Below are 18,008 nucleotides of genomic sequence, written 5' to 3'. Positions count from 1 at the left end.
ATCCTCACCGCTCGATCAGCGCAATGCGCTTGTTGTACCAGTTCATCAACAGCGAAATGCTGATGCTGATGGCGAGATAGACACTCATGGTGATGGCGATCACCTCGATGGCCTGGCCGGTCTGGTTGAGCACGGTACCGGCGAACAGCGAGACCATCTCCGGGTAGCCGATGCCGGCTGCCAGCGACGAGTTCTTCGCCAGGTTCAGGTACTGGCTGGTCAGCGGTGGAATGATCACCCGCAGTGCCTGGGGGATGATTACCTTGCGCAGGGTCGGGCCCTCGCGCAGGCCGAGCGAACGGGCGGCTTCGGTCTGGCCATGGCTGACCGAACGAATACCCGAGCGCACGATTTCAGCGATGAACGCGGCCGTATAGATAGTCAGTGCCAAGGTCAGGGCCAGCAGCTCAGGGATCAGCACCCAGCCACCAACGAAGTTGAAGCCCTTCAGTTGCGGCACTTCCCACTGCACCGGGCTGCCAAACAGCATCGCGCACAGGCCCGGGATGGCAATGAACAGTGCCAGCCCCACCCAGAACTTGTGGAACGGTTTGCCGGTTTCGTTGAAGCGCTTGTTGGCGAAACGCACCATCGCCACGATGGCCACGATCGCCAGCACCACGGCAACGACAAACGGCCAGAAGCCTTCAGCCATGGAGGCGCCGGGCATGTTCAGGCCACGGTTGCTGATGAAGAAGGTGTCGTCGATGTTGATGCTGCCCCGTGGCCCCGGCAGGGTCAGGAACACCGCGAAATACCAGAACAGGATCTGCAGCAACGGCGGGATGTTGCGAAACGTCTCCACATACACGGTCGCCAGTTTGTTGATCATCCAGTTCGGCGAAAGCCGCGCCACACCGATAATGAAGCCCAGTATCGTCGCCAGGATGACGCCGATGAAGGTCACCAGCAGGGTATTGAGCAGGCCGATGACGAACACCCGCGCATAGCTGTCGGATTCCACGTAGGGAATCAGGTGCTGGGCGATGCCGAAACCGGCGCTGCGCTCAAGAAAGTCGAAACCCGAGGTGATGCCCCGGTGTTGCAGGTTGGTCTGGGTGTTGTGGAACAGGTACCAGCCCAGCCCCACCACGAAGACGATCGTGAGAATCTGGAACAGCCAGGCGCGCACACGCGGGTCGTTCAGGGAAAGCCCCTTGGGTGCGCCAATTTGATTTTGCATGAAGTGCCCCGAAAAATAGGGATTCGAACAACCTGCGGCGGCGGGATGCCGCCGCAGGGTGCAGCCATCAGCGCACAGGTGGCGCGTACTGGATGCCGCCGTTGTTCCACAGGGCGTTCATGCCACGGTCGATCTTCAGGTCGGTGCTCTGGCCAAGGTTCTTCTCGAACACTTCGCCGTAGTTGCCGACCTGCTTGACGATCTGCACTACCCAGTCCTTGGGCAGCTTGAGGTCCTTGCCGTACTCACCATCCGCGCCCAGCAGGCGGGCAACGTCCGGGTTCTTGGTGGACTTGGCCTCGGCCTCGACGTTCTTCGAGGTGATGCCGGCCTCTTCGGCATTGAGCATGGCGAACAGGGTCCACTTGACGATGCTGAACCAGTCTTCGTCGCCTTTACGCACCACCGGGCCCAGCGGCTCCTTGGAGATGGTTTCCGGCAGTACCACGTAGTCGGTCGGCGCGGCCAGTTTGGAGCGCTGGGCGAACAGCTGCGACTTGTCCGAGGTCAGCACGTCGCAACGGCCGGATTCAAGCGACTTGGCGCTCTCGTCAGAGGTGTCGAAGGTGATCGGGGTGTACTTCAGGCCATTGGCACGGAAGAAGTCCGACACGTTCAGTTCGGTGGTGGTACCGGCCTGGATGCAGATGGTCGCGCCGTCGAGCTCCTTGGCGCTGGAAACGCCCAGCTTCTTGTTGACCAGGAAGCCAACGCCGTCATAGTAGGTGACGCCAGCGAACACCAGGCCCATGCCGGCATCGCGCGAGCTGGTCCAGGTGGTGTTGCGCGACAGCACGTCGACTTCGCCCGATTGCAGCGCAGTGAAGCGTTCCTTGGCGTTGAGCTGGCTGAACTTGACCTTGGTCGCGTCGCCGAACACGGCGGCGGCCACGGCGCGGCACACATCGGCGTCGATACCGACGATCTTGCCCTGCGCATCAGGTACCGAGAAGCCCGGAAGACCGTCGCTCACGCCACACTGGACGAAGCCCTTCTTCTTTACCGCATCGAGGGTGGCGCCGGCCTGGGCAGTGCTCACGGCGCCCAGCGCGGCGGCAGCGGTCAGGACTGCCAGGGTGGTTTTCAACATCTTCATTCACAACCTCCAAATCGCTCTTGTTGTACGAGCCGGAATTGCACCGCACCCTTTTGAGGCGCATCCGACCCTTGTTGGCTTGTTATTGGGTCAATTGGCGCAATGGGCTGTTCTGTGACAGCCTTCGCGTGCAAAGGGTGTTACCGTCACGGCCTGCCCTTTGCATCGAATGAAGAATTGCAAAGCGCGTACCAGATTTGTTGGCTGTAGCGTTTAAGCGATCGTCAAGTAGGGAAAGTTGTATCGTTGCGACATTCTTTTTCTGACAATCAATTCCAGCGCCTTCTTTTCACGCACGCGATAACAACACCCGCACTCTTTCGGAGCAGTCATGACCAACCCGCTGATTCTCGAACCCCAGAAAACCGCCGACGCCTGTGTGATCTGGTTGCACGGTTTGGGTGCCGACCGTTACGACTTCCTACCTGTTGCCGAATTCATGCAAGAGCGCCTGCTCAGCACTCGCTTCGTCATGCCCCAGGCGCCGACCCGCCCGGTGACCATCAATGGCGGCTATGCCATGCCCAGCTGGTACGACATCAAGGCCATGACCCCGGCCCGCGCCATCGACGAAGCGCAGCTGGAAGAGTCGGCTGAACAGATCATTGGCCTGATCAAGGCCGAACAGGCCAAGGGCATCAATCTGTCGCGGATCATCCTCGCCGGTTTCTCCCAGGGCGGCGCGGTGGTGCTGCACACTGCCTATATAAAGTGGCAAGAGGCGCTGGGCGGCGTGATTGCCCTGTCCACTTACGCCCCGACCTTCACCGATAGCCATGAGCTGAGCGCTTGCCAGCAACGCACCCCGGCCCTTTGCCTGCATGGCGTGCACGACCCGGTGGTGATCCCGTCCATGGGCCGTACCGCGTTCGAATACCTCAATACCTGGGGCGTTGCCGCACGCTGGCACGAATACCCGATGGAACACGAAGTGGCGGTCGAGGAACTGAGCGATATCCACGACTGGCTGAGCAAGCAATTGCAATAAGCCAACCCCATTTGTAGTTGTGGGAGTTTTCCGCTACGCCGCACTCAGATCTTGCATTACACTGCCCGGCGTACATTCCTTAACCAGTTGATGAGACGATCGTGCTCAAGGCACTCAAGAAAATATTCGGCAAAGGAGACGCCGCGCCAGAGGCCGTCGCTCCTGCTGCCAGCGTGACGCCAACGGCGCCCGCCCCCACTGCAGAGGCCCGGCCCGAGCCCAAACCGGCCGCGCCCCGCGCCAAGCCCGCCGCCAAGGCCGCCGCTATGGCAGAAGCCCCCACCGATGCTCCAGTGCCCGCCGACAAGCCGGCCAAGGACAAACCACGTCGTGAACGCAAGCCCAAGCCCCAGGCGAGCCTGTGGAAGCCGGAAGATTTCGTGGTCGAGCCGCAGGAAGGCAAGACCCGTTTCCACGACTTCAAGCTCTCCAACGAGCTGATGCATGCCATCCACGACCTCGGCTTCCCTTACTGCACGCCGATCCAAGCGCAGGTACTGGGTTACACCTTGGCTGGCCAGGACGCGATCGGTCGCGCCCAGACCGGTACTGGCAAGACTGCGGCATTCCTGATTTCGATCATTTCCCAGCTGCAGCAGACGCCGCCGCCGAAAGAACGCTACATGGGCGAGCCACGCGCACTGATCATCGCCCCCACCCGCGAGCTGGTGGTGCAGATCGCCAAGGACGCCGTTGCCCTGACCAAGTACACCGGCCTGAACGTGATGAGCTTCGTCGGTGGCATGGACTTCGACAAGCAGCTCAAGGCCCTGGAAGCCCGTCACTGCGACATTCTGGTGGCCACACCGGGCCGTCTGCTGGACTTCAACCAGCGCGGCGAAGTGCACCTGGACATGGTCGAGGTGATGGTACTGGACGAAGCCGACCGCATGCTCGACATGGGCTTCATCCCCCAGGTACGGCAGATCATCCGCCAGACCCCGCCGAAGAGCGAACGCCAGACCCTGCTGTTCTCCGCCACCTTCACCGAAGACGTGATGAACCTGGCCAAGCAGTGGACCACCAACCCGGCGATCGTCGAGATCGAGCCGGAGAACGTCGCCAGCGAAACGGTCGAGCAACACGTGTATGCGGTGGCCGGCAGCGACAAGTACAAGCTGCTGTACAACCTGGTGACCCAGAACAAGTGGGAACGGGTGATGGTGTTCGCCAACCGCAAGGACGAGGTGCGGCGCATCGAGGAAAAACTCGTGCGCGACGGTATCAATGCCGCGCAGTTGTCGGGTGACGTTCCGCAGCACAAGCGTATTCGTACCCTCGAAAGCTTCCGTGAAGGGCGCATCACTGTGCTGGTGGCCACCGACGTGGCCGGGCGCGGGATTCACATCGACGGCATCAGCCACGTGATCAACTTCACCCTGCCGGAAGACCCGGACGATTACGTGCACCGCATTGGCCGTACTGGCCGTGCTGGCACCAGCGGTGTGTCGATCAGCTTTGCCGGTGAGGATGATTCCTACCAGCTGCCGGCGATCGAAGAGCTGCTGGGGCGCAAGATCAAGTGCGAGATGCCGCCGGATGAGCTGTTGAAGCCGGTGCCGCGCAAGAATCACTGATTTATCAGCGCCGGTCTCGCCCCTGTAGGAGCGGCCTCGTGTCGCGAAAAGGCCGCAAAGCGGCCCCAGCGATCTCTGCGTTCATGCTGAAATCCCGGGGCCGCTTTGCGGCCCTTTCCGACCGGTCCGGCGCCCCGGCGAGGCCGCTCCTACAACGGCGATCTGCGGGCTGCCTTACCAGCGCCCAGCGGCATCCTGGTCACTCTGCTTGCCTTCCACCCAGCGCGGTCCTTCCTGGGTATTTTCCTTCTTCCAGAACGGCGCCCGGGTCTTCAGGTAGTCCATGATGAAGTTGCAGGCATCGAACGCCGCCTGCCGATGGGCACTGGCCACGCCAACGAACACGATCGGCTCGCCTGGCTCTAGCGCACCGATGCGGTGCAGCACTTCGACCTTGAGCAACGGCCAGCGCTGCTCGGCCTCGACCACGATCTTGGCCAGCGCCTTTTCGGTCATGCCCGGGTAATGTTCGAGGAACATCCCCGCCACTTCCCGGCCGTCATTGAAATCGCGTACATAACCAACGAAGCCGACCACGGCACCGACGCCGACATTGGCCGCATGCATGGCATTGACCTCGGCCCCCGGATCGAACGCCCCTTGCTGCACTCGCACTGCCATGTTCAGCCTCCGGTCACCGGTGGGAAGAACGCCACGTCATCACCCTCTTCCAGCGGCTCGTCGAGCCGGCACAGCTCTTCGTTGCGCGCGCACATCAGGTTTTGCTCGGCCAGCACTGCATACTGCCCGCCTTTGGCCACCAACGCCTGGCGCACGTCGTCGAGCACCTTGAACTCGCCTTCCAGGCGCTCGGCATCGACGCCCAGCAGCTCGCGGTAACGGGCGAAGTACATCACCTTGACCTTCATCATGCGTCCACCTTGTAGTGCCCGCTCTTGCCACCGACCTTTTCCAGCAGGCGCACCTGCTCGATGACCATGCCCTTGTCCACGGCCTTGCACATGTCGTAGATCGTCAGCGCCGCGACGCTGGCGGCGGTCAGCGCTTCCATCTCGACACCGGTCTGCCCGGCCAGCTTGCAGCGCGCGACAATGCGCACCGCGTCCTGGCCTTCAGCATTCAGTTCGACCTTGACGCTGGTCAGCATCAGCGGGTGGCACAGCGGGATCAGGTCACTGGTCTTCTTCGCCGCCTGAATGCCGGCAATGCGCGCCACGGCAAACACATCGCCCTTGGGATGTTCGCCATCGACGATCATCTGCAAGGTCTGCGGCAACATGCGCACCCGCGCCTCGGCCACGGCCTCGCGCTCGGTCACGGCCTTTTCAGTGACGTCGACCATGTTGGCGCGACCCTGGGAATCAAGATGTGTCAGCACTGCTCTGCTCCTGTGAAGGGAACAGAGAGTGTAAACCTGTGGGTCAGGTTTGAGCAGAGGAATGTATCCGACGTGGATACCTGCTCCATTTGTGGGAGCGGCCTTGCGTCGCGAAAGGGCCGCAAAGCGGCCCCAGGATCTCAGCAGTGATGCGCAGATTGCTGGGGCTGCTGCGCAGCCCCTTCGCGACGCAAGGCCGCTCCCACACCCCGGCTGCACCCGGTTACAGGTGAGACTCGGCGTACTCGGCCAGCACCGAGCGTGGCACACCCTGCAGGGTGATGTGCACACCATGGGGGAAGTCCTTGAAGCGCTCGGTCAGGTAGGTCAGGCCCGAGCTGGTCGCGGACAGGTAAGGCGTGTCGATCTGCGCCAGGTTGCCCAGGCACACCACCTTGGAACCCGAGCCGGCCCGGGTGATGATGGTTTTCATCTGGTGCGGCGTGAGGTTCTGGCACTCGTCGATCAGGATCAGGCTCTGCTGGAAGCTGCGCCCACGGATGTAGTTCAGCGACTTGAACTGCAGCGGCACGCGTTCGAGGATGTACTCGACGCTGCCATGGGTGCTTTCGTCGTCCATGTGCAAGGCTTCGAGGTTGTCGGTGATGGCGCCCAGCCAAGGCTCCATCTTCTCCGCCTCGGTGCCCGGCAGGAAGCCGATTTCCTGGTCCAGCCCCTGCACGCTGCGGGTGGCGATGATGCGCCGGTAGCGCTTGCTGACCATGGTCTGCTCGATGGCCGCAGCCAGGGCCAGGATGGTCTTGCCGGAGCCGGCAGCGCCGGTCAGGTTGACCAGGTGGATATCCGGGTCGAGCAAGGCGAACAGCGCCAGGCTCTGATGAATGTCCCGCGGCTTCAGGCCCCAGGCCTCCTGGTGCAGCAATGGCTCCTGGTGCAGGTCGAGCAATAGCAGTTCGTCGTTACGGATGCCTTTTACCCAGCCGACAAAACCTTGCTCGTCAATGATGAACTCGTTGATGTGCACCGCTGGCAGGTTGTCGATCATCTGCACCCGATGCCAGGTGCGGCCACGTTCCTGACGGGTATCGACCTTGCTGACGCGGTCCCAGAACGAACCGGTGACCGAATGATAGCCCTTGGACAGCAAGGACACGTCATCGACCAACTGGTCAGTGCTGTAGTCTTCGGCCGCGATCCCGCAGGCGCGCGCCTTCAGGCGCATGTTGATGTCTTTGGTGACCAGCACCACGTCCAGGTCGGTGCGCCGGCTGCGTACGTCGAGCAGGGTGTTGATGATGATATTGTCGTTGAGGTTTTCCGGCAGCAACTTGCTGGGTTCGTTGCGCGGGCTCATCAGGATCGACAGATAACCCTTGGGCCCGCTCTTGCCACGCTGGATCGGCACGCCCTGCTCGACATCGCTGGGCGAAGCGTCACCAAGGGTCTGGTCGATCAGGCGGATGGCCTGGCGACATTCGGCGGCGATGGTCTGTTTACCGGTCTTGAGCTTGTCGAGTTCCTCCAGCACCGTCATCGGTATGGCGACGTGGTGCTCCTCGAAGTTGAGCAATGCATTGGGGTCGTGAATCAGGACGTTGGTATCGAGCACATAGAGGATTGGCTTGCTGGAGGAAGGGTTGCGTCCTTGGTCATCCATACTCGGTCACCTTATGTCGAAGCCACACGGCACGCTCTGTAGTGCGCCGCAGAGTGACCGCCGTTCTCCCCGTATCCGCGTTGCTACGGGCGGGAAGCGTACCTGGCAAGGTGGGCCTGGATGACGCCACCTGTGCTGCAGGAATCGGCTGTCTGGTTTCTTCATACCGCAAAAACGATGACCAAAAAAAGCATTTTTACGAGATTTTGAAGTTTATTTTTCCGATTGACGAAGAGCGCTTGGCGGCAAGGCCGCACGGGTCTACAGTCAGAAGTCATACCCTCTATTCGCGATAAGCGTAATCACGGCAGTCCTCCCAGCCGATGCCGCTTTGCGCCGTGCTGTGCAGCAGCCACTCGACCGCCGGCTGGGCCTTGGGCAGGCTGTCATGGAACTGGATCACCCCTTTGCGCCACAGCAGCATCAAGGTCATCACACGCTGGGCCGACGCTTCGGCAGTCAGCGGGCCATCATCCTGAGCATCGATATCCCATAGCGATACCCGCAACTGCTGGCTGGCCATGAACGCTTCGCCGTCGGCACGGCGCTGGCCGTAGGGCGGGCGGAACAGCGGCACGTATTGCGCCGGCAGGTCGGCCTGGACCCGGACCTGGGCGCGCCTGATCGAGTCCTGCCAGCCCTGCCACTGGGCGTGCGAGCGGTACTCCCAACCCTGGATGCCCACGCATTGGCCGGCGTAGAGGTGGTTCAGCGCATTGGCCGCGCCGGTATCGCGCCGTTGCTGCAGGCGATTGCCCAATACAAAGAAGGTGCCTGGCAGTTTCTGCTTGCGCAGGTATTCGGTGAGCGCATCGGTGCTACCGCCGTCGGGCGCCGGCCCACCGACAAAGGTCAGCAGGAACATGCGGTCGTTCAGTTCATCGCCATTGCGCTCGCGGCTGGACAGCCGTTCGACCTCGCTGCTGGTCTGCGGCAGCAACGCTGCCTTGCGCAGTTGCTCATCCAGATAACGAACATGGAACTGATGACTGGGCTCAACCCAACCTGTGTAGAACGTGCCGACATCAGTGGCGAATGTCGCTGCTTTGGTGCGCAAGTCAGCCATTGACTCAAGCAGATAGCAGAACGACGCATCCTGCTCGCAACTGCGCTGAGCCTGCTGGTAACCCTGCCACAAACGCTGCCACATCTGTGCGCGCACGGCGCGGATCTTCTGCAGGTTTATCTGTCGCAAACCCAACCGAGCCGCCAGCGCGCCATCATCGAGCAGCTCGCTTTCATGCAGCACCTGGGCAAAAGACAGGATCTCGGCCCGTGAGGCGACGTCGAACAGCACCGGGCTGTCCAGCTGCTCAGGCCACAGGCTGCGGTCCAGGCTGGCCGGGGGCATGGGGGCGGCCTGGGCGGCCAAGCTCAACAAGGTGGCCAGCAAGGCCCCGGCAATGCGCACGATCGGACTCTCCGTGACGGCCAAAACGCGCACTATAGCGCCTGCTTCGGCGATGGTCTGTGACTATTGTCGCCATAGTTTGGCGTTACCGGCAGCTATCCGTAGAATTCACCGCAACGATTCCAGGAGCCGACCCGATGCTGACGGTGATTTCCCCCGCCAAGACCCTCGACTACGACACCGCGCCGGTGACCGAGCGCTTCACCCTGCCGCAATACCTGGACGATTCCCAGGAACTGATCCTGCAGTTGCGCGAACTGTCGCCAGCGCAGATCAGCGAGCTGATGCACCTGTCCGACAAGCTCGCCGGCCTCAATGCCGCGCGCTTCGGCAGCTGGACACCGGACTTCACCCCGGCCAACGCCAAGCAGGCGCTGCTGGCGTTCAAAGGTGACGTGTACACCGGCCTGGACGCCGAAACCCTCGGCGAGGATGACTTCAGCTACGCCCAACAGCACCTGCGTATGCTATCCGGCCTGTACGGCCTGCTGCGCCCGCTCGACCTGATGCAGCCCTACCGCCTGGAGATGGGCACCAAGCTGGCCAACGCCCGCGGCAAGGACCTGTATGCCTTCTGGGGCACGCGCATCAGTGAATGGCTGAACCAGGCGCTGGCCGACCAGGGTGACGACCTGCTGCTGAACCTGGCCAGCAACGAGTACTTCAGCGCAGTGAAACGCAGCGCCCTGAAAGCCCGGGTGATCAACGTCGACTTCAAGGACCTGAAAAACGGCCAGTACAAGATCATCAGCTTCTACGCCAAGAAAGCCCGCGGCATGATGAGCCGCTTCGTGATCCAGGAACGGGTCAACGACCCGGAGCAGCTCAAGCAGTTCGATGTGCAGGGTTACTACTACAGTGCCGAGCAGTCCAAGCCGGATCACCTGGTGTTCCTGCGCGACCACCCTGCCGAGTAGCCCTGCCCTGCCCCTTTCGCGGGTGCACCCGCTCCCACTGGTTCGGCACCCGCTTCAGGGACTGTGCGTTACCTGTAGGAGCGGGTTTACCCGCGAAGAGGCCCTTGGCCCTGATACATCCCTTCCGCCCTGCAACGGGGCAGGCTTCAAATTGCCATCAAGTCATTATTTCGACGCCAAAAAACCATCACCCATACCCTTATCGCGAAACGCCATAAGACCGTTCGTACTTTTTTGACGAATTTTGAAAAATATTTTTGCATGCTGGCATAACAACACCGCGTTCCAGTCCCGTCCTTTATAACCGGGGGTGAAACTGCGACGTGCTATCAAATTGAAAGTATTTGCCACTGAAAAATTATTTAGAAATCTTTCATGGATGCGAAACCCACCCCGGAACTTCTCCTGCGAGCAACCGCTCATACTGCCGTAACGAATTTCATGCCCTCGGGTTGTGAGAGATGACTTACAGATGACAAGCAGCAGGTATCTACTACCACCTTGTTAACTTAGGAAGGTGCAACGGGCTCGTTTTAGAACCCGATTCATGGAGGACTGACGCGCCCTTACAAATCGTCCTAGTGGTTGATTTCAAAGGATTTTTCCACTTGAAAGAACAAGCACAGCAAAGCGCCAAGTAGCGCCTTGCAATAAAGACGGCTGCATGACAGGGCACGCCATTTAAATACTGGCTTATGACTGCCAAGTTTTAGTGCACAACTTTGTGCGCGACGGATTTATTCATGCCTGCGCTCGGCGAAGTGAGCTTTCGCCATGGACCCGTGCGCCCGAAAACTGTTGTTAATCAACCCAGTCCGGCTCTTCCCGGAGGAGCTGGCGTGATAAACACACGAGGTGATAGCGATGCGTATCAGCATCTTTGGTTTGGGTTATGTGGGTGCGGTCTGTGCAGGCTGCCTGACGGCGCGAGGCCATGACGTGATTGGTGTGGACGTGTCCAAGACCAAGATCGACCTGATCAATCAGGGCAAGTCGCCCATTGTCGAACCTGGCCTGGAAGCACTGCTGCAGCAAGGCATCGCCAATGGCCGCCTGCGTGGCACCACCGACTTCGCCGAGGCCATCCGTGCCAGCGATGTATCGATGATCTGCGTCGGCACCCCGAGCAAGAAAAACGGCGACCTGGGCCTGGAATACATCGAGTCGGTTTGCCGCGAGATCGGCTACGTCCTGCGCGATAGCGAACGCCGCCACACCATCGTGGTTCGCAGCACCGTGCTGCCGGGCACCGTGAAGAACGTGGTGATCCCGATTCTGGAAGATTGCTCGGGCAAGAAGGCCGGCGTCGACTTCGGCGTGGCAGTGAACCCGGAGTTCCTGCGTGAAAGCACCGCGATCAAGGACTACGACCAGCCGCCGATGACCGTCATCGGTGAACTGGACAAGGCCAGCGGTGATGTACTGCAAGCCCTGTACGAAGAACTCGATGCGCCGGTCATCCGCAAGCCGATCGAAGTGGCCGAGATGATCAAGTACACCTGCAACGTGTGGCACGCCACCAAGGTTACCTTCGCCAACGAGATCGGCAACATCGCCAAAGCCGTCGGTGTCGATGGCCGTGACGTGATGGACGTGGTCTGCCAGGACAAGGTGCTGAACCTGTCGCAGTACTACATGCGCCCAGGCTTCGCCTTCGGTGGTTCGTGCCTGCCCAAGGACGTGCGGGCCCTCACCTACCGCGCCGCCTCCCTTGACGTGCGTGCACCGCTGCTCGATTCGCTCATGCGCAGCAACGAGTCGCAGGTGCAGAACGCCTTCGAGCTGATCGAAGCCCACGACAAGCGCAAGGTCGCCCTGCTCGGCCTGAGCTTCAAGGCCGGCACCGATGACCTGCGCGAAAGCCCGCTGGTAGAACTGGCCGAGCGCCTGATCGGCAAGGGCTACCAGCTGGACATCTACGACGAGAACGTCGAGTACGCCCGCGTCCACGGGGCGAACAAAGAGTACATCGAGTCGAAGATCCCGCACGTCTCGTCGTTGCTCAACGCCGACTTCCAGAAGGTCATCGCCAACGCCGACATCATCGTCCTGGGCAACCGTGACGAGCAGTTCCGCGCCCTTGCCGAGCAAGCGCCGGCAGGCAAGCAGGTGATCGACCTGGTCGGCTTCATGAGCAAACCGACCTGCACCACCAGCCGCACCGAAGGCATCTGCTGGTAAGTGCCCGGCCGGGCAGCGGAGTGCTCGCGCAAGAGCCCCCGCTGCCCACCCTTTCCCGAATTCTCGACGGATGCTGAACATGCAAAGGCTCCAGACAGTGCTGTTGCAGTGCGCCGGGTGGCTGCTCTACATGAGCCTGCTCATGCTGATCGCCCTGGCCCTGCCAGCCGATATCTTCGACTCGCAGTCGAAGCACTTCATCTTCCTGGTCGGCGCAGTCGGCATCTGGCGCTATTCCATGGGCGCCACCCATTTCATCCGCGGCATGATCTTCCTCTACGGCGTCTACCCCTACCTGCGCCGCAAGGTACAGAAGATGGGCGACTCCACCGCGCCGTCGCACGTGTACCTGATGGTCACCAGCTTCCGCATCGAAGCGCTGACCACCGCCCAGGTGTACAGCTCGGTGATCCGCGAAGCGATCGAATGCGGCTACCCCACCACCGTGGTCTGCTCGCTGGTGGAGATGTCCGATGAACTGCTGGTGAAGAGCCTGTGGGCCAAGTACAACCCGCCCGCACACGTCACCCTGGACATCGTGCGCATCGCCGGTACCGGCAAGCGTGACGGCCTGGCCTATGGCTTCCGCGCCATCTCGCGAATGCTGCCGGACGAAAACGCCGTGGTCGCGGTGATCGACGGCGACACCGTGCTCGGCGAAGGCGTGGTGCGCAAGACCGTGCCGTGGTTCAAGCTGTTCCCCAACGTCGGCGGCCTGACCACCAACGAATTCTGCGAAGTGCGCGGCGGCTACATCATGAGCGAGTGGCACAAGCTGCGCTTCGCCCAGCGCCACATCAACATGTGCTCGATGGCCCTGTCCAAGCGCGTGCTGACCATGACCGGGCGCATGTCGATGTTCCGCGCAAGCGTGGTGACCAACCCCGAGTTCATCGCCGACGTCGAAAGCGACTCGCTGATGCACTGGCGCCTGGGCCGCTTCAAGTTTCTCACCGGTGACGACAAGTCCAGCTGGTTCAGCCTGATGCGCCTTGGCTACGACACCTTCTACGTACCGGATGCGGCGATCAACACGGTCGAGCACCCGCCGGAAAAAAGCTTCCTCAAGGCCAGCCGCAAGCTGATGTACCGCTGGTACGGCAACAACCTGCGGCAGAACTCCCGCGCCCTGGGCCTTGGCCTGCGCCGCCTGGGCCTGTTCACCAGCATCGTGCTGTTCGACCAGCGCGTGTCGATGTGGACCAGCCTGCTCGGCCTGACCGTGGCGGTGATCGCCAGCCTCAAGTTCGGCATGGCCTACCTGCTGGTGTACCTGCTGTGGATCGGCATCACCCGCCTGATCCTCACCATCATGCTGCTGTGCTCCGGCCACAACGTAGGCCCGGCCTACCCGCTGATTCTCTATTACAACCAGATCGTCGGCGCGCTGATGAAGATCTACGTGTTCTTCCGCCTCGACAAGCAGTCCTGGACCCGCCAGCCGACTGCCCTCAAGCGTGACCTCGCCAGTTTTCAACAATGGTTCAACACCTGGTCCTCGCGGACCATGACCTTCTCGGCTGCCAGCATCTTCGTCGCTGTGCTGTTCATGGTCGTGTGAGCCCAACCCGGATCGGAACTAACAGGAACAAAACCAGATGAATACCGCCGTGAACGTCAACGTCGTGCATGAGTCCGAAGCCCAGCGCCAACACGCCCGGGTGCGCATTCCCGCCAAGCTGCGCTTCCTCGACAAAGAGCGCCAGGCCCACGATGTGAAGGTCGACGACCTCTCCGCCGGTGGCCTGAGCTTCCATACCAAACAGCCACTGTCGGTCGGTGAAGTGCTGCGTGGTCGCCTGCAGTTCACGGTCGACAACCTCGGCCTGTCGATGGACATCGAGTTCCAGGTACGCGCCTACAACAGCGGCAGCGGCCGTACCGGCGCGCAGTTCCAGAACCTCGAGCCGCGCGACATTGCCACCCTGCGCCACATCATCACTACCCACCTGTCGGGTGAGCTGATCACCGTGGGCGATGTGCTCAGCACCCTGCAGCGCGACAACTTCACCAAGGCCCGCAAGCAGAAGGACAGTGGCTCCGGCCTGTCTGCCTTCGGCCGGCTCAAGGCGGTGACCGTGACCCTCGGCGTGTTCGTGGTCGGCGTGGCCGCCTTCGGCTTTGTCGCCAAGTCGCTGTACGGCATGTACTTCGTCAGCCATGCCGAAGCCGGCGTGGTCGCCGTGCCGACCACCACCGTCACCATGCCGCGCGACGGCACCGTGAACAGCCTGGCCGAAACCGGTGGGCAGATCGTCAAGGGCGCGCCGCTGGCAAGCTTCACCACCAGCATGCTGGACATGCTCAAGGGCAACCTGGACGACTCGCAGTTGGAGCCGGCGAAAATCGAGGAGCTGTTCGGCAAGCAGCTCTCCGGCACCCTCACCAGCCCTTGCGATTGCGTGGTCGCCCGCCAGCTGGTGGACGACGGCCAATACGCCGCCAAGGGCCAGCCGATCTTCCAGCTGGTGCCGCGCACCACGACGCCGATGGTCGAGGCACGCTTCAGCTACCGCCAGTTCGACGAGGTCAAGCCAGGCACCCGGGTCAACTTCCAGGTGGCCGGCGAAGACGAAGTGCGCACTGGCCAGATCGTCAGCAGCGCCAGCCTCAACAGCGATGACCTGGCCTCCGACATCCGCGTGCAGATCAAGCCCGACAGTGCCATGCCGGCTGAACTGGCCGGGCGCCCTGCCTCGGTCAACAGCGACCGTGGCCCTTCGCTGAACTGGCTGATCGACAAAGCCGTTGCTCGTGGCCTGTAAGAGGACACCGTGATGATTCCCCACAAGAAAAGCGCAAGCCTGGGCCTTTGTGCCCTGGCTGCGGCGGTCGCCCTGGCCGGCTGTGCGGGCCTGCCCGACCAGCGCCTGGCCAACGAAGCCCTCAAGCGTGGCGACACCGCGCTGGCCGAGCGCAATTACAAGGCACTGGCCGACCTCGGCTACAGCGATGCCCAGGTAGGCCTGGCCGACATCAAGGTATCCACTCGCGACCCGGCGAAAATCAAGGAAGCCGAAGCCACCTACCGCGCGGCCGCCGCCACTTCGCCGCGTGCCCAGGCGCGCCTCGGCCGCCTGCTGGTGGCCAAGCCCGACAGCACCCAGGCCGAGCGCGAAGAAGCCGAAAGCCTGCTAAAGCTCGCCGCCAAGCAAGGTGAGAGCAATACCCTGATTCCACTGGCGATGCTCTACCTGACCTACCCGCAGAGCTTCCCCAAGGTCAACGCCCAGCAGCAGATCGACCAGTGGCGCGCCGCCGGCAACCCGGAAGCGGGCCTGGCCCAGGTGCTGCTGTACCGCACCCAGGGCACCTACGACCAGCACCTGGGTGAGGTCGAGAAAATCTGCAAGGCGGCGCTGAACACCACCGACATCTGCTACGTCGAGCTGGCCACCGTGTACCAGAAGCGCGGCCAGGCCGATCAACAGGCCGCCTTGCTCGGCCAGCTCAAGTCCGCCTATGCCCGTGGCGCGGTGCCGGCCACCCGAGTTGACAGTGTCGCCCGCGTGCTGGCTGACCGCAGCCTCGGCCAGACCGACGAGAAAACTGCCAAGGACCTGCTCGAGCAGGTCGCCCCGGCCAACCCGGCGTCCTGGGTCAGCCTGGCCCAGCTGCTGTACGACTTCCCCGAGCTGGGCGACACCGACCAGCTGATGGCCTACATCGACAAGGGCCGCGAAGCCGAACAGCCACGCGCCGAGCTGCTGCTGGGCCGCCTGTACTACGAAGGCAAGACCTTGCCCGCCGATGCGGTGAAGGCCGAGCAACACCTGCAGGCTGCCGCCGAGGCTGGCGAAGTCAGCGCCCATTACTACCTTGGCCAGCTGTACCGCCGTGGTTACCTGGGCAACGTCGCACCGCAGAAGGCCGTCGACCACCTGCTGACCGCGGCCCGCGGCGGCCAGAACAGCGCCGACTACGCCCTCGCCCAACTCTTCAGCGAAGGCCACGGCATTCGCCCGCAACCTGGCAACGCCTGGGTGTTCGCCCAGCTCGCCCAGGCCAACCCGACGCCTCAGTCCAGCGAACTGCTGCAACAGCTCGACCAGCAACTCACGCCTGACCAGCGCAGCCAGGCGCAGAGCCTGCTGGCGCAGGAGAAACAGGCCCGCGGCAGCATGGTTCAGGGCGCCAACAGCACCCTGGCCCTCGAAGCCCTGCAAGACGACGAAAAAGAAGTAGAAGGTGAGGACTCGCTATGACGCTCAATCCATTCGTGAAAGCCGGCATCGGCCTGAGCTTCGCCCTGCTGTGGTCCTGCCCGACCCTGGCGGATATGACCGCTGAAAAGAACTTCGGCCTGGATGTGAAAATCACCGGCCAGTCGGAAGACGACCGTGACCTCGGTACCCGCCCAGGCGGCGACGTCAACGGTCTGGGCCTCGACCTGCGCCCCTGGGTGTACGGCGAGCGCGGCAACTGGAGCGCCTATGCCATGGGCCAGGCGGTCACCGCCACCGACACCATCGAAACCGACACCCTGCGCCAGAACGACGACGGCACCAGCACCGACACCGCCGCCGACGGCCGCAAGCAGGACAAGAGCTACCTGGCCATGCGCGAGTTCTGGGTCGGCTACAGCGGCCTCACCGCCTACCCGGGCGAGCAGCTGCGCCTGGGCCGCCAGCGCCTGCGCAGCGACGACGGCATGTGGCGCGACACCAACATCGAAGCGCTGAACTGGACCTTCGACACCACCCTGCTCAAGGCCGACCTGGGCGTGGCCCAGCGCTTCAGCGAGTACCGCACCGACCTCACCGAACTGGCCCCGGAAGACAAGGACCGCACGCACATCTACGGTAACGTCGCCACGCAGTGGACCCCTGGCCACTGGGTTGGCCTGCGCGCCCACCACACCCATGACAGCGGCAGCCTGAAGAACCCGGGCGAGACCGTCGACGCTCTGGACAAGACCCGCACCGGCGACCTCACCTGGCTGGGCCTTGAAGCCAACAGCGACGCCTATAACTGGCGCAACGACCACACTGTCAACTACTGGGGCAGCGTCACCTGGCTGACCGGTGACCGCGATACCCTGAGCAGCCAGACCGTCGGCAACGACACCGTGGCGACCGGCAAGCAGAGCGGTAACGTCAACGCCTGGGCCACCGACCTCGGCATCCGCCTGCGCCTGGACCCGCAATGGCAAGTCGGTGCCGCCTATGCCCGTGGCAGCGGCGGCGGTGGCGACGACGGTTCGAACAACTTCGAGCAGACCGGCCTTGAGAGCAACCGCTCCAACTTCACCGGCACCCGTTCGCGCGTGCACCGCTTCGGCGAAGCCTTCCGTGGCGAGCTGGGCAACCTGCAGGCGGCCACCCTGTTCGCCTCGTGGCAGCTGCGCGATGACTACGACGCCAGCCTCATCTACCACAAGTTCTGGCGCGTCGACGGCAACCAGAACATCGGTTCCAGCGGCATCAACGCAGTGGTCAACGACGACGGCGTGAACCGCCCGCTGGTCGATGGCGAAAAAGACCTCGGCCAGGAAATGGACGTGGTCGTCACCAAGTACTTCAAGCAAGGCCTGCTGCCGGCCTCGATGAGCCAGGCGATCGACGAGCCTTCCGCCCTGGTGCGCCTGCGCGCCGGTGTGTTCAAGCCGGGCGATGCCTACGGCAAGGAAGCGGACTCGTACATGCACCGTGCCTTCGTCGACGTGATCTGGCGCTTCTGAGGCCGGGAGAGGACCTTA

At 62.4% G+C, this 18,008-nt stretch carries 15 protein-coding genes; 8 read left to right on the top strand and 7 right to left on the bottom strand.

What is annotated here, in order from left to right; genetic code table 11:
• Positions 1-4 precede the first annotated feature (4 nt).
• On the bottom strand, positions 5-1,183 hold the full coding sequence (locus BUQ73_RS02980; RefSeq protein ID WP_079226616.1) for an amino acid ABC transporter permease: 1,179 nt from the start codon (positions 1,181-1,183) through the stop codon (positions 5-7).
• 67 nt (positions 1,184-1,250) lie between these two features.
• Positions 1,251-2,279, bottom strand: coding sequence for an amino acid ABC transporter substrate-binding protein (locus BUQ73_RS02975; RefSeq protein WP_027918032.1), 1,029 nt, complete (start codon positions 2,277-2,279; stop codon positions 1,251-1,253).
• Positions 2,280-2,610: 331 nt separating this feature from the next.
• On the opposite strand from BUQ73_RS02975, the gene BUQ73_RS02970 reads away from it, so the two are divergent.
• Positions 2,611-3,267, top strand: coding sequence for an alpha/beta hydrolase (locus tag BUQ73_RS02970; protein WP_079226615.1), 657 nt, complete (start codon positions 2,611-2,613; stop codon positions 3,265-3,267).
• A gap of 101 nt (positions 3,268-3,368) precedes the next feature.
• A complete protein-coding gene (gene rhlB / locus BUQ73_RS02965; protein ID WP_079226614.1) occupies positions 3,369-4,844 on the top strand; it encodes an ATP-dependent RNA helicase RhlB in 1,476 nt (491 codons plus the stop codon).
• 174 nt (positions 4,845-5,018) lie between these two features.
• Here rhlB and moaE read toward each other — a convergent pair whose 3' ends face one another.
• The 5 genes from moaE to BUQ73_RS02940 form a co-directional block, all read right to left on the bottom strand.
• The gene (gene moaE, locus BUQ73_RS02960) at positions 5,019-5,465 is read right to left on the bottom strand and encodes a molybdopterin synthase catalytic subunit MoaE (RefSeq protein ID WP_079226613.1); all 447 of its coding nucleotides are present in this window, start codon (positions 5,463-5,465) and stop codon (positions 5,019-5,021) included.
• 2 nt (positions 5,466-5,467) lie between these two features.
• A complete protein-coding gene (moaD, locus tag BUQ73_RS02955) occupies positions 5,468-5,713 on the bottom strand; it encodes a molybdopterin converting factor subunit 1 (RefSeq protein WP_079226612.1) in 246 nt (81 codons plus the stop codon).
• Positions 5,713-6,183, bottom strand: coding sequence for a cyclic pyranopterin monophosphate synthase MoaC (gene moaC, locus BUQ73_RS02950; RefSeq protein WP_079226611.1), 471 nt, complete (start codon positions 6,181-6,183; stop codon positions 5,713-5,715). Before moaC ends, moaD begins: the two co-directional genes overlap by 1 nt.
• Before the next feature lie 223 nt (positions 6,184-6,406).
• Complete coding sequence (locus BUQ73_RS02945; protein ID WP_079226610.1) at positions 6,407-7,801, bottom strand: PhoH family protein; 1,395 nt, start codon at positions 7,799-7,801, stop codon at positions 6,407-6,409.
• A gap of 283 nt (positions 7,802-8,084) precedes the next feature.
• Positions 8,085-9,212, bottom strand: a complete 1,128-nt coding sequence (locus BUQ73_RS02940; RefSeq protein WP_079226609.1) for a polysaccharide deacetylase family protein — start codon at positions 9,210-9,212, stop codon at positions 8,085-8,087.
• Between the two features lie 137 nt (positions 9,213-9,349).
• On the opposite strand from BUQ73_RS02940, the gene yaaA reads away from it, so the two are divergent.
• The 6 genes from yaaA (at position 9,350) to BUQ73_RS02910 (ending at position 17,990) form a co-directional block, all read left to right on the top strand.
• The gene (yaaA, locus tag BUQ73_RS02935) at positions 9,350-10,129 is read left to right on the top strand and encodes a peroxide stress protein YaaA (RefSeq protein ID WP_079226608.1); all 780 of its coding nucleotides are present in this window, start codon (positions 9,350-9,352) and stop codon (positions 10,127-10,129) included.
• 864 nt (positions 10,130-10,993) lie between these two features.
• Complete coding sequence (locus BUQ73_RS02930) at positions 10,994-12,310, top strand: nucleotide sugar dehydrogenase (RefSeq protein WP_079226607.1); 1,317 nt, start codon at positions 10,994-10,996, stop codon at positions 12,308-12,310.
• Positions 12,311-12,389: 79 nt separating this feature from the next.
• Positions 12,390-13,871 carry a glycosyltransferase family 2 protein gene (locus tag BUQ73_RS02925; protein WP_079226606.1) on the top strand — a complete coding sequence of 494 codons (1,482 nt, stop codon included), beginning with the start codon at positions 12,390-12,392 and terminating at the stop codon, positions 13,869-13,871.
• Between the two features lie 37 nt (positions 13,872-13,908).
• Positions 13,909-15,075 (top strand): alginate biosynthesis protein Alg44, encoded by a 1,167-nt coding sequence (locus BUQ73_RS02920; protein WP_079226605.1) that lies wholly within the window; start codon positions 13,909-13,911, stop codon positions 15,073-15,075.
• A 12-nt stretch (positions 15,076-15,087) separates the two neighbouring features.
• Positions 15,088-16,515, top strand: coding sequence for an alginate biosynthesis TPR repeat lipoprotein AlgK (algK, locus tag BUQ73_RS02915; protein ID WP_079226604.1), 1,428 nt, complete (start codon positions 15,088-15,090; stop codon positions 16,513-16,515).
• Positions 16,512-17,990, top strand: coding sequence for an alginate export family protein (locus BUQ73_RS02910; protein WP_079226603.1), 1,479 nt, complete (start codon positions 16,512-16,514; stop codon positions 17,988-17,990). The genes algK and BUQ73_RS02910 overlap by 4 nt, the downstream gene beginning before the upstream one ends.
• Positions 17,991-18,008 lie beyond the last annotated feature (18 nt).

Origin of the sequence: Pseudomonas putida, from assembly GCF_002025705.1 — a bacterium.
In the GTDB taxonomy this organism is placed as follows: domain Bacteria; phylum Pseudomonadota; class Gammaproteobacteria; order Pseudomonadales; family Pseudomonadaceae; genus Aquipseudomonas; species Aquipseudomonas putida_J.
This window is presented reverse-complemented; position numbering and strand designations above follow the sequence as displayed.

Bases quoted from the DNA above. Each gene is read 5' to 3' on its own strand.
- yaaA (WP_079226608.1), top strand. From the start codon at position 9,350: ATGCTGACGGTGATTTCCCCCGCCAAGACCCTCGACTACGACACCGCG.
- BUQ73_RS02970 (WP_079226615.1), top strand. From the start codon at position 2,611: ATGACCAACCCGCTGATTCTCGAACCCCAGAAAACCGCCGACGCCTGT.
- BUQ73_RS02920 (WP_079226605.1), top strand. From the start codon at position 13,909: ATGAATACCGCCGTGAACGTCAACGTCGTGCATGAGTCCGAAGCCCAG.
- BUQ73_RS02945 (WP_079226610.1), bottom strand. From the start codon at position 7,801: ATGGATGACCAAGGACGCAACCCTTCCTCCAGCAAGCCAATCCTCTAT.
- BUQ73_RS02975 (WP_027918032.1), bottom strand. From the start codon at position 2,279: ATGAAGATGTTGAAAACCACCCTGGCAGTCCTGACCGCTGCCGCCGCG.
- moaE (WP_079226613.1), bottom strand. From the start codon at position 5,465: ATGGCAGTGCGAGTGCAGCAAGGGGCGTTCGATCCGGGGGCCGAGGTC.
- BUQ73_RS02930 (WP_079226607.1), top strand. From the start codon at position 10,994: ATGCGTATCAGCATCTTTGGTTTGGGTTATGTGGGTGCGGTCTGTGCA.
- BUQ73_RS02980 (WP_079226616.1), bottom strand. From the start codon at position 1,183: ATGCAAAATCAAATTGGCGCACCCAAGGGGCTTTCCCTGAACGACCCG.
- BUQ73_RS02910 (WP_079226603.1), top strand. From the start codon at position 16,512: ATGACGCTCAATCCATTCGTGAAAGCCGGCATCGGCCTGAGCTTCGCC.
- algK (WP_079226604.1), top strand. From the start codon at position 15,088: ATGATTCCCCACAAGAAAAGCGCAAGCCTGGGCCTTTGTGCCCTGGCT.
- BUQ73_RS02925 (WP_079226606.1), top strand. From the start codon at position 12,390: ATGCAAAGGCTCCAGACAGTGCTGTTGCAGTGCGCCGGGTGGCTGCTC.
- moaD (WP_079226612.1), bottom strand. From the start codon at position 5,713: ATGAAGGTCAAGGTGATGTACTTCGCCCGTTACCGCGAGCTGCTGGGC.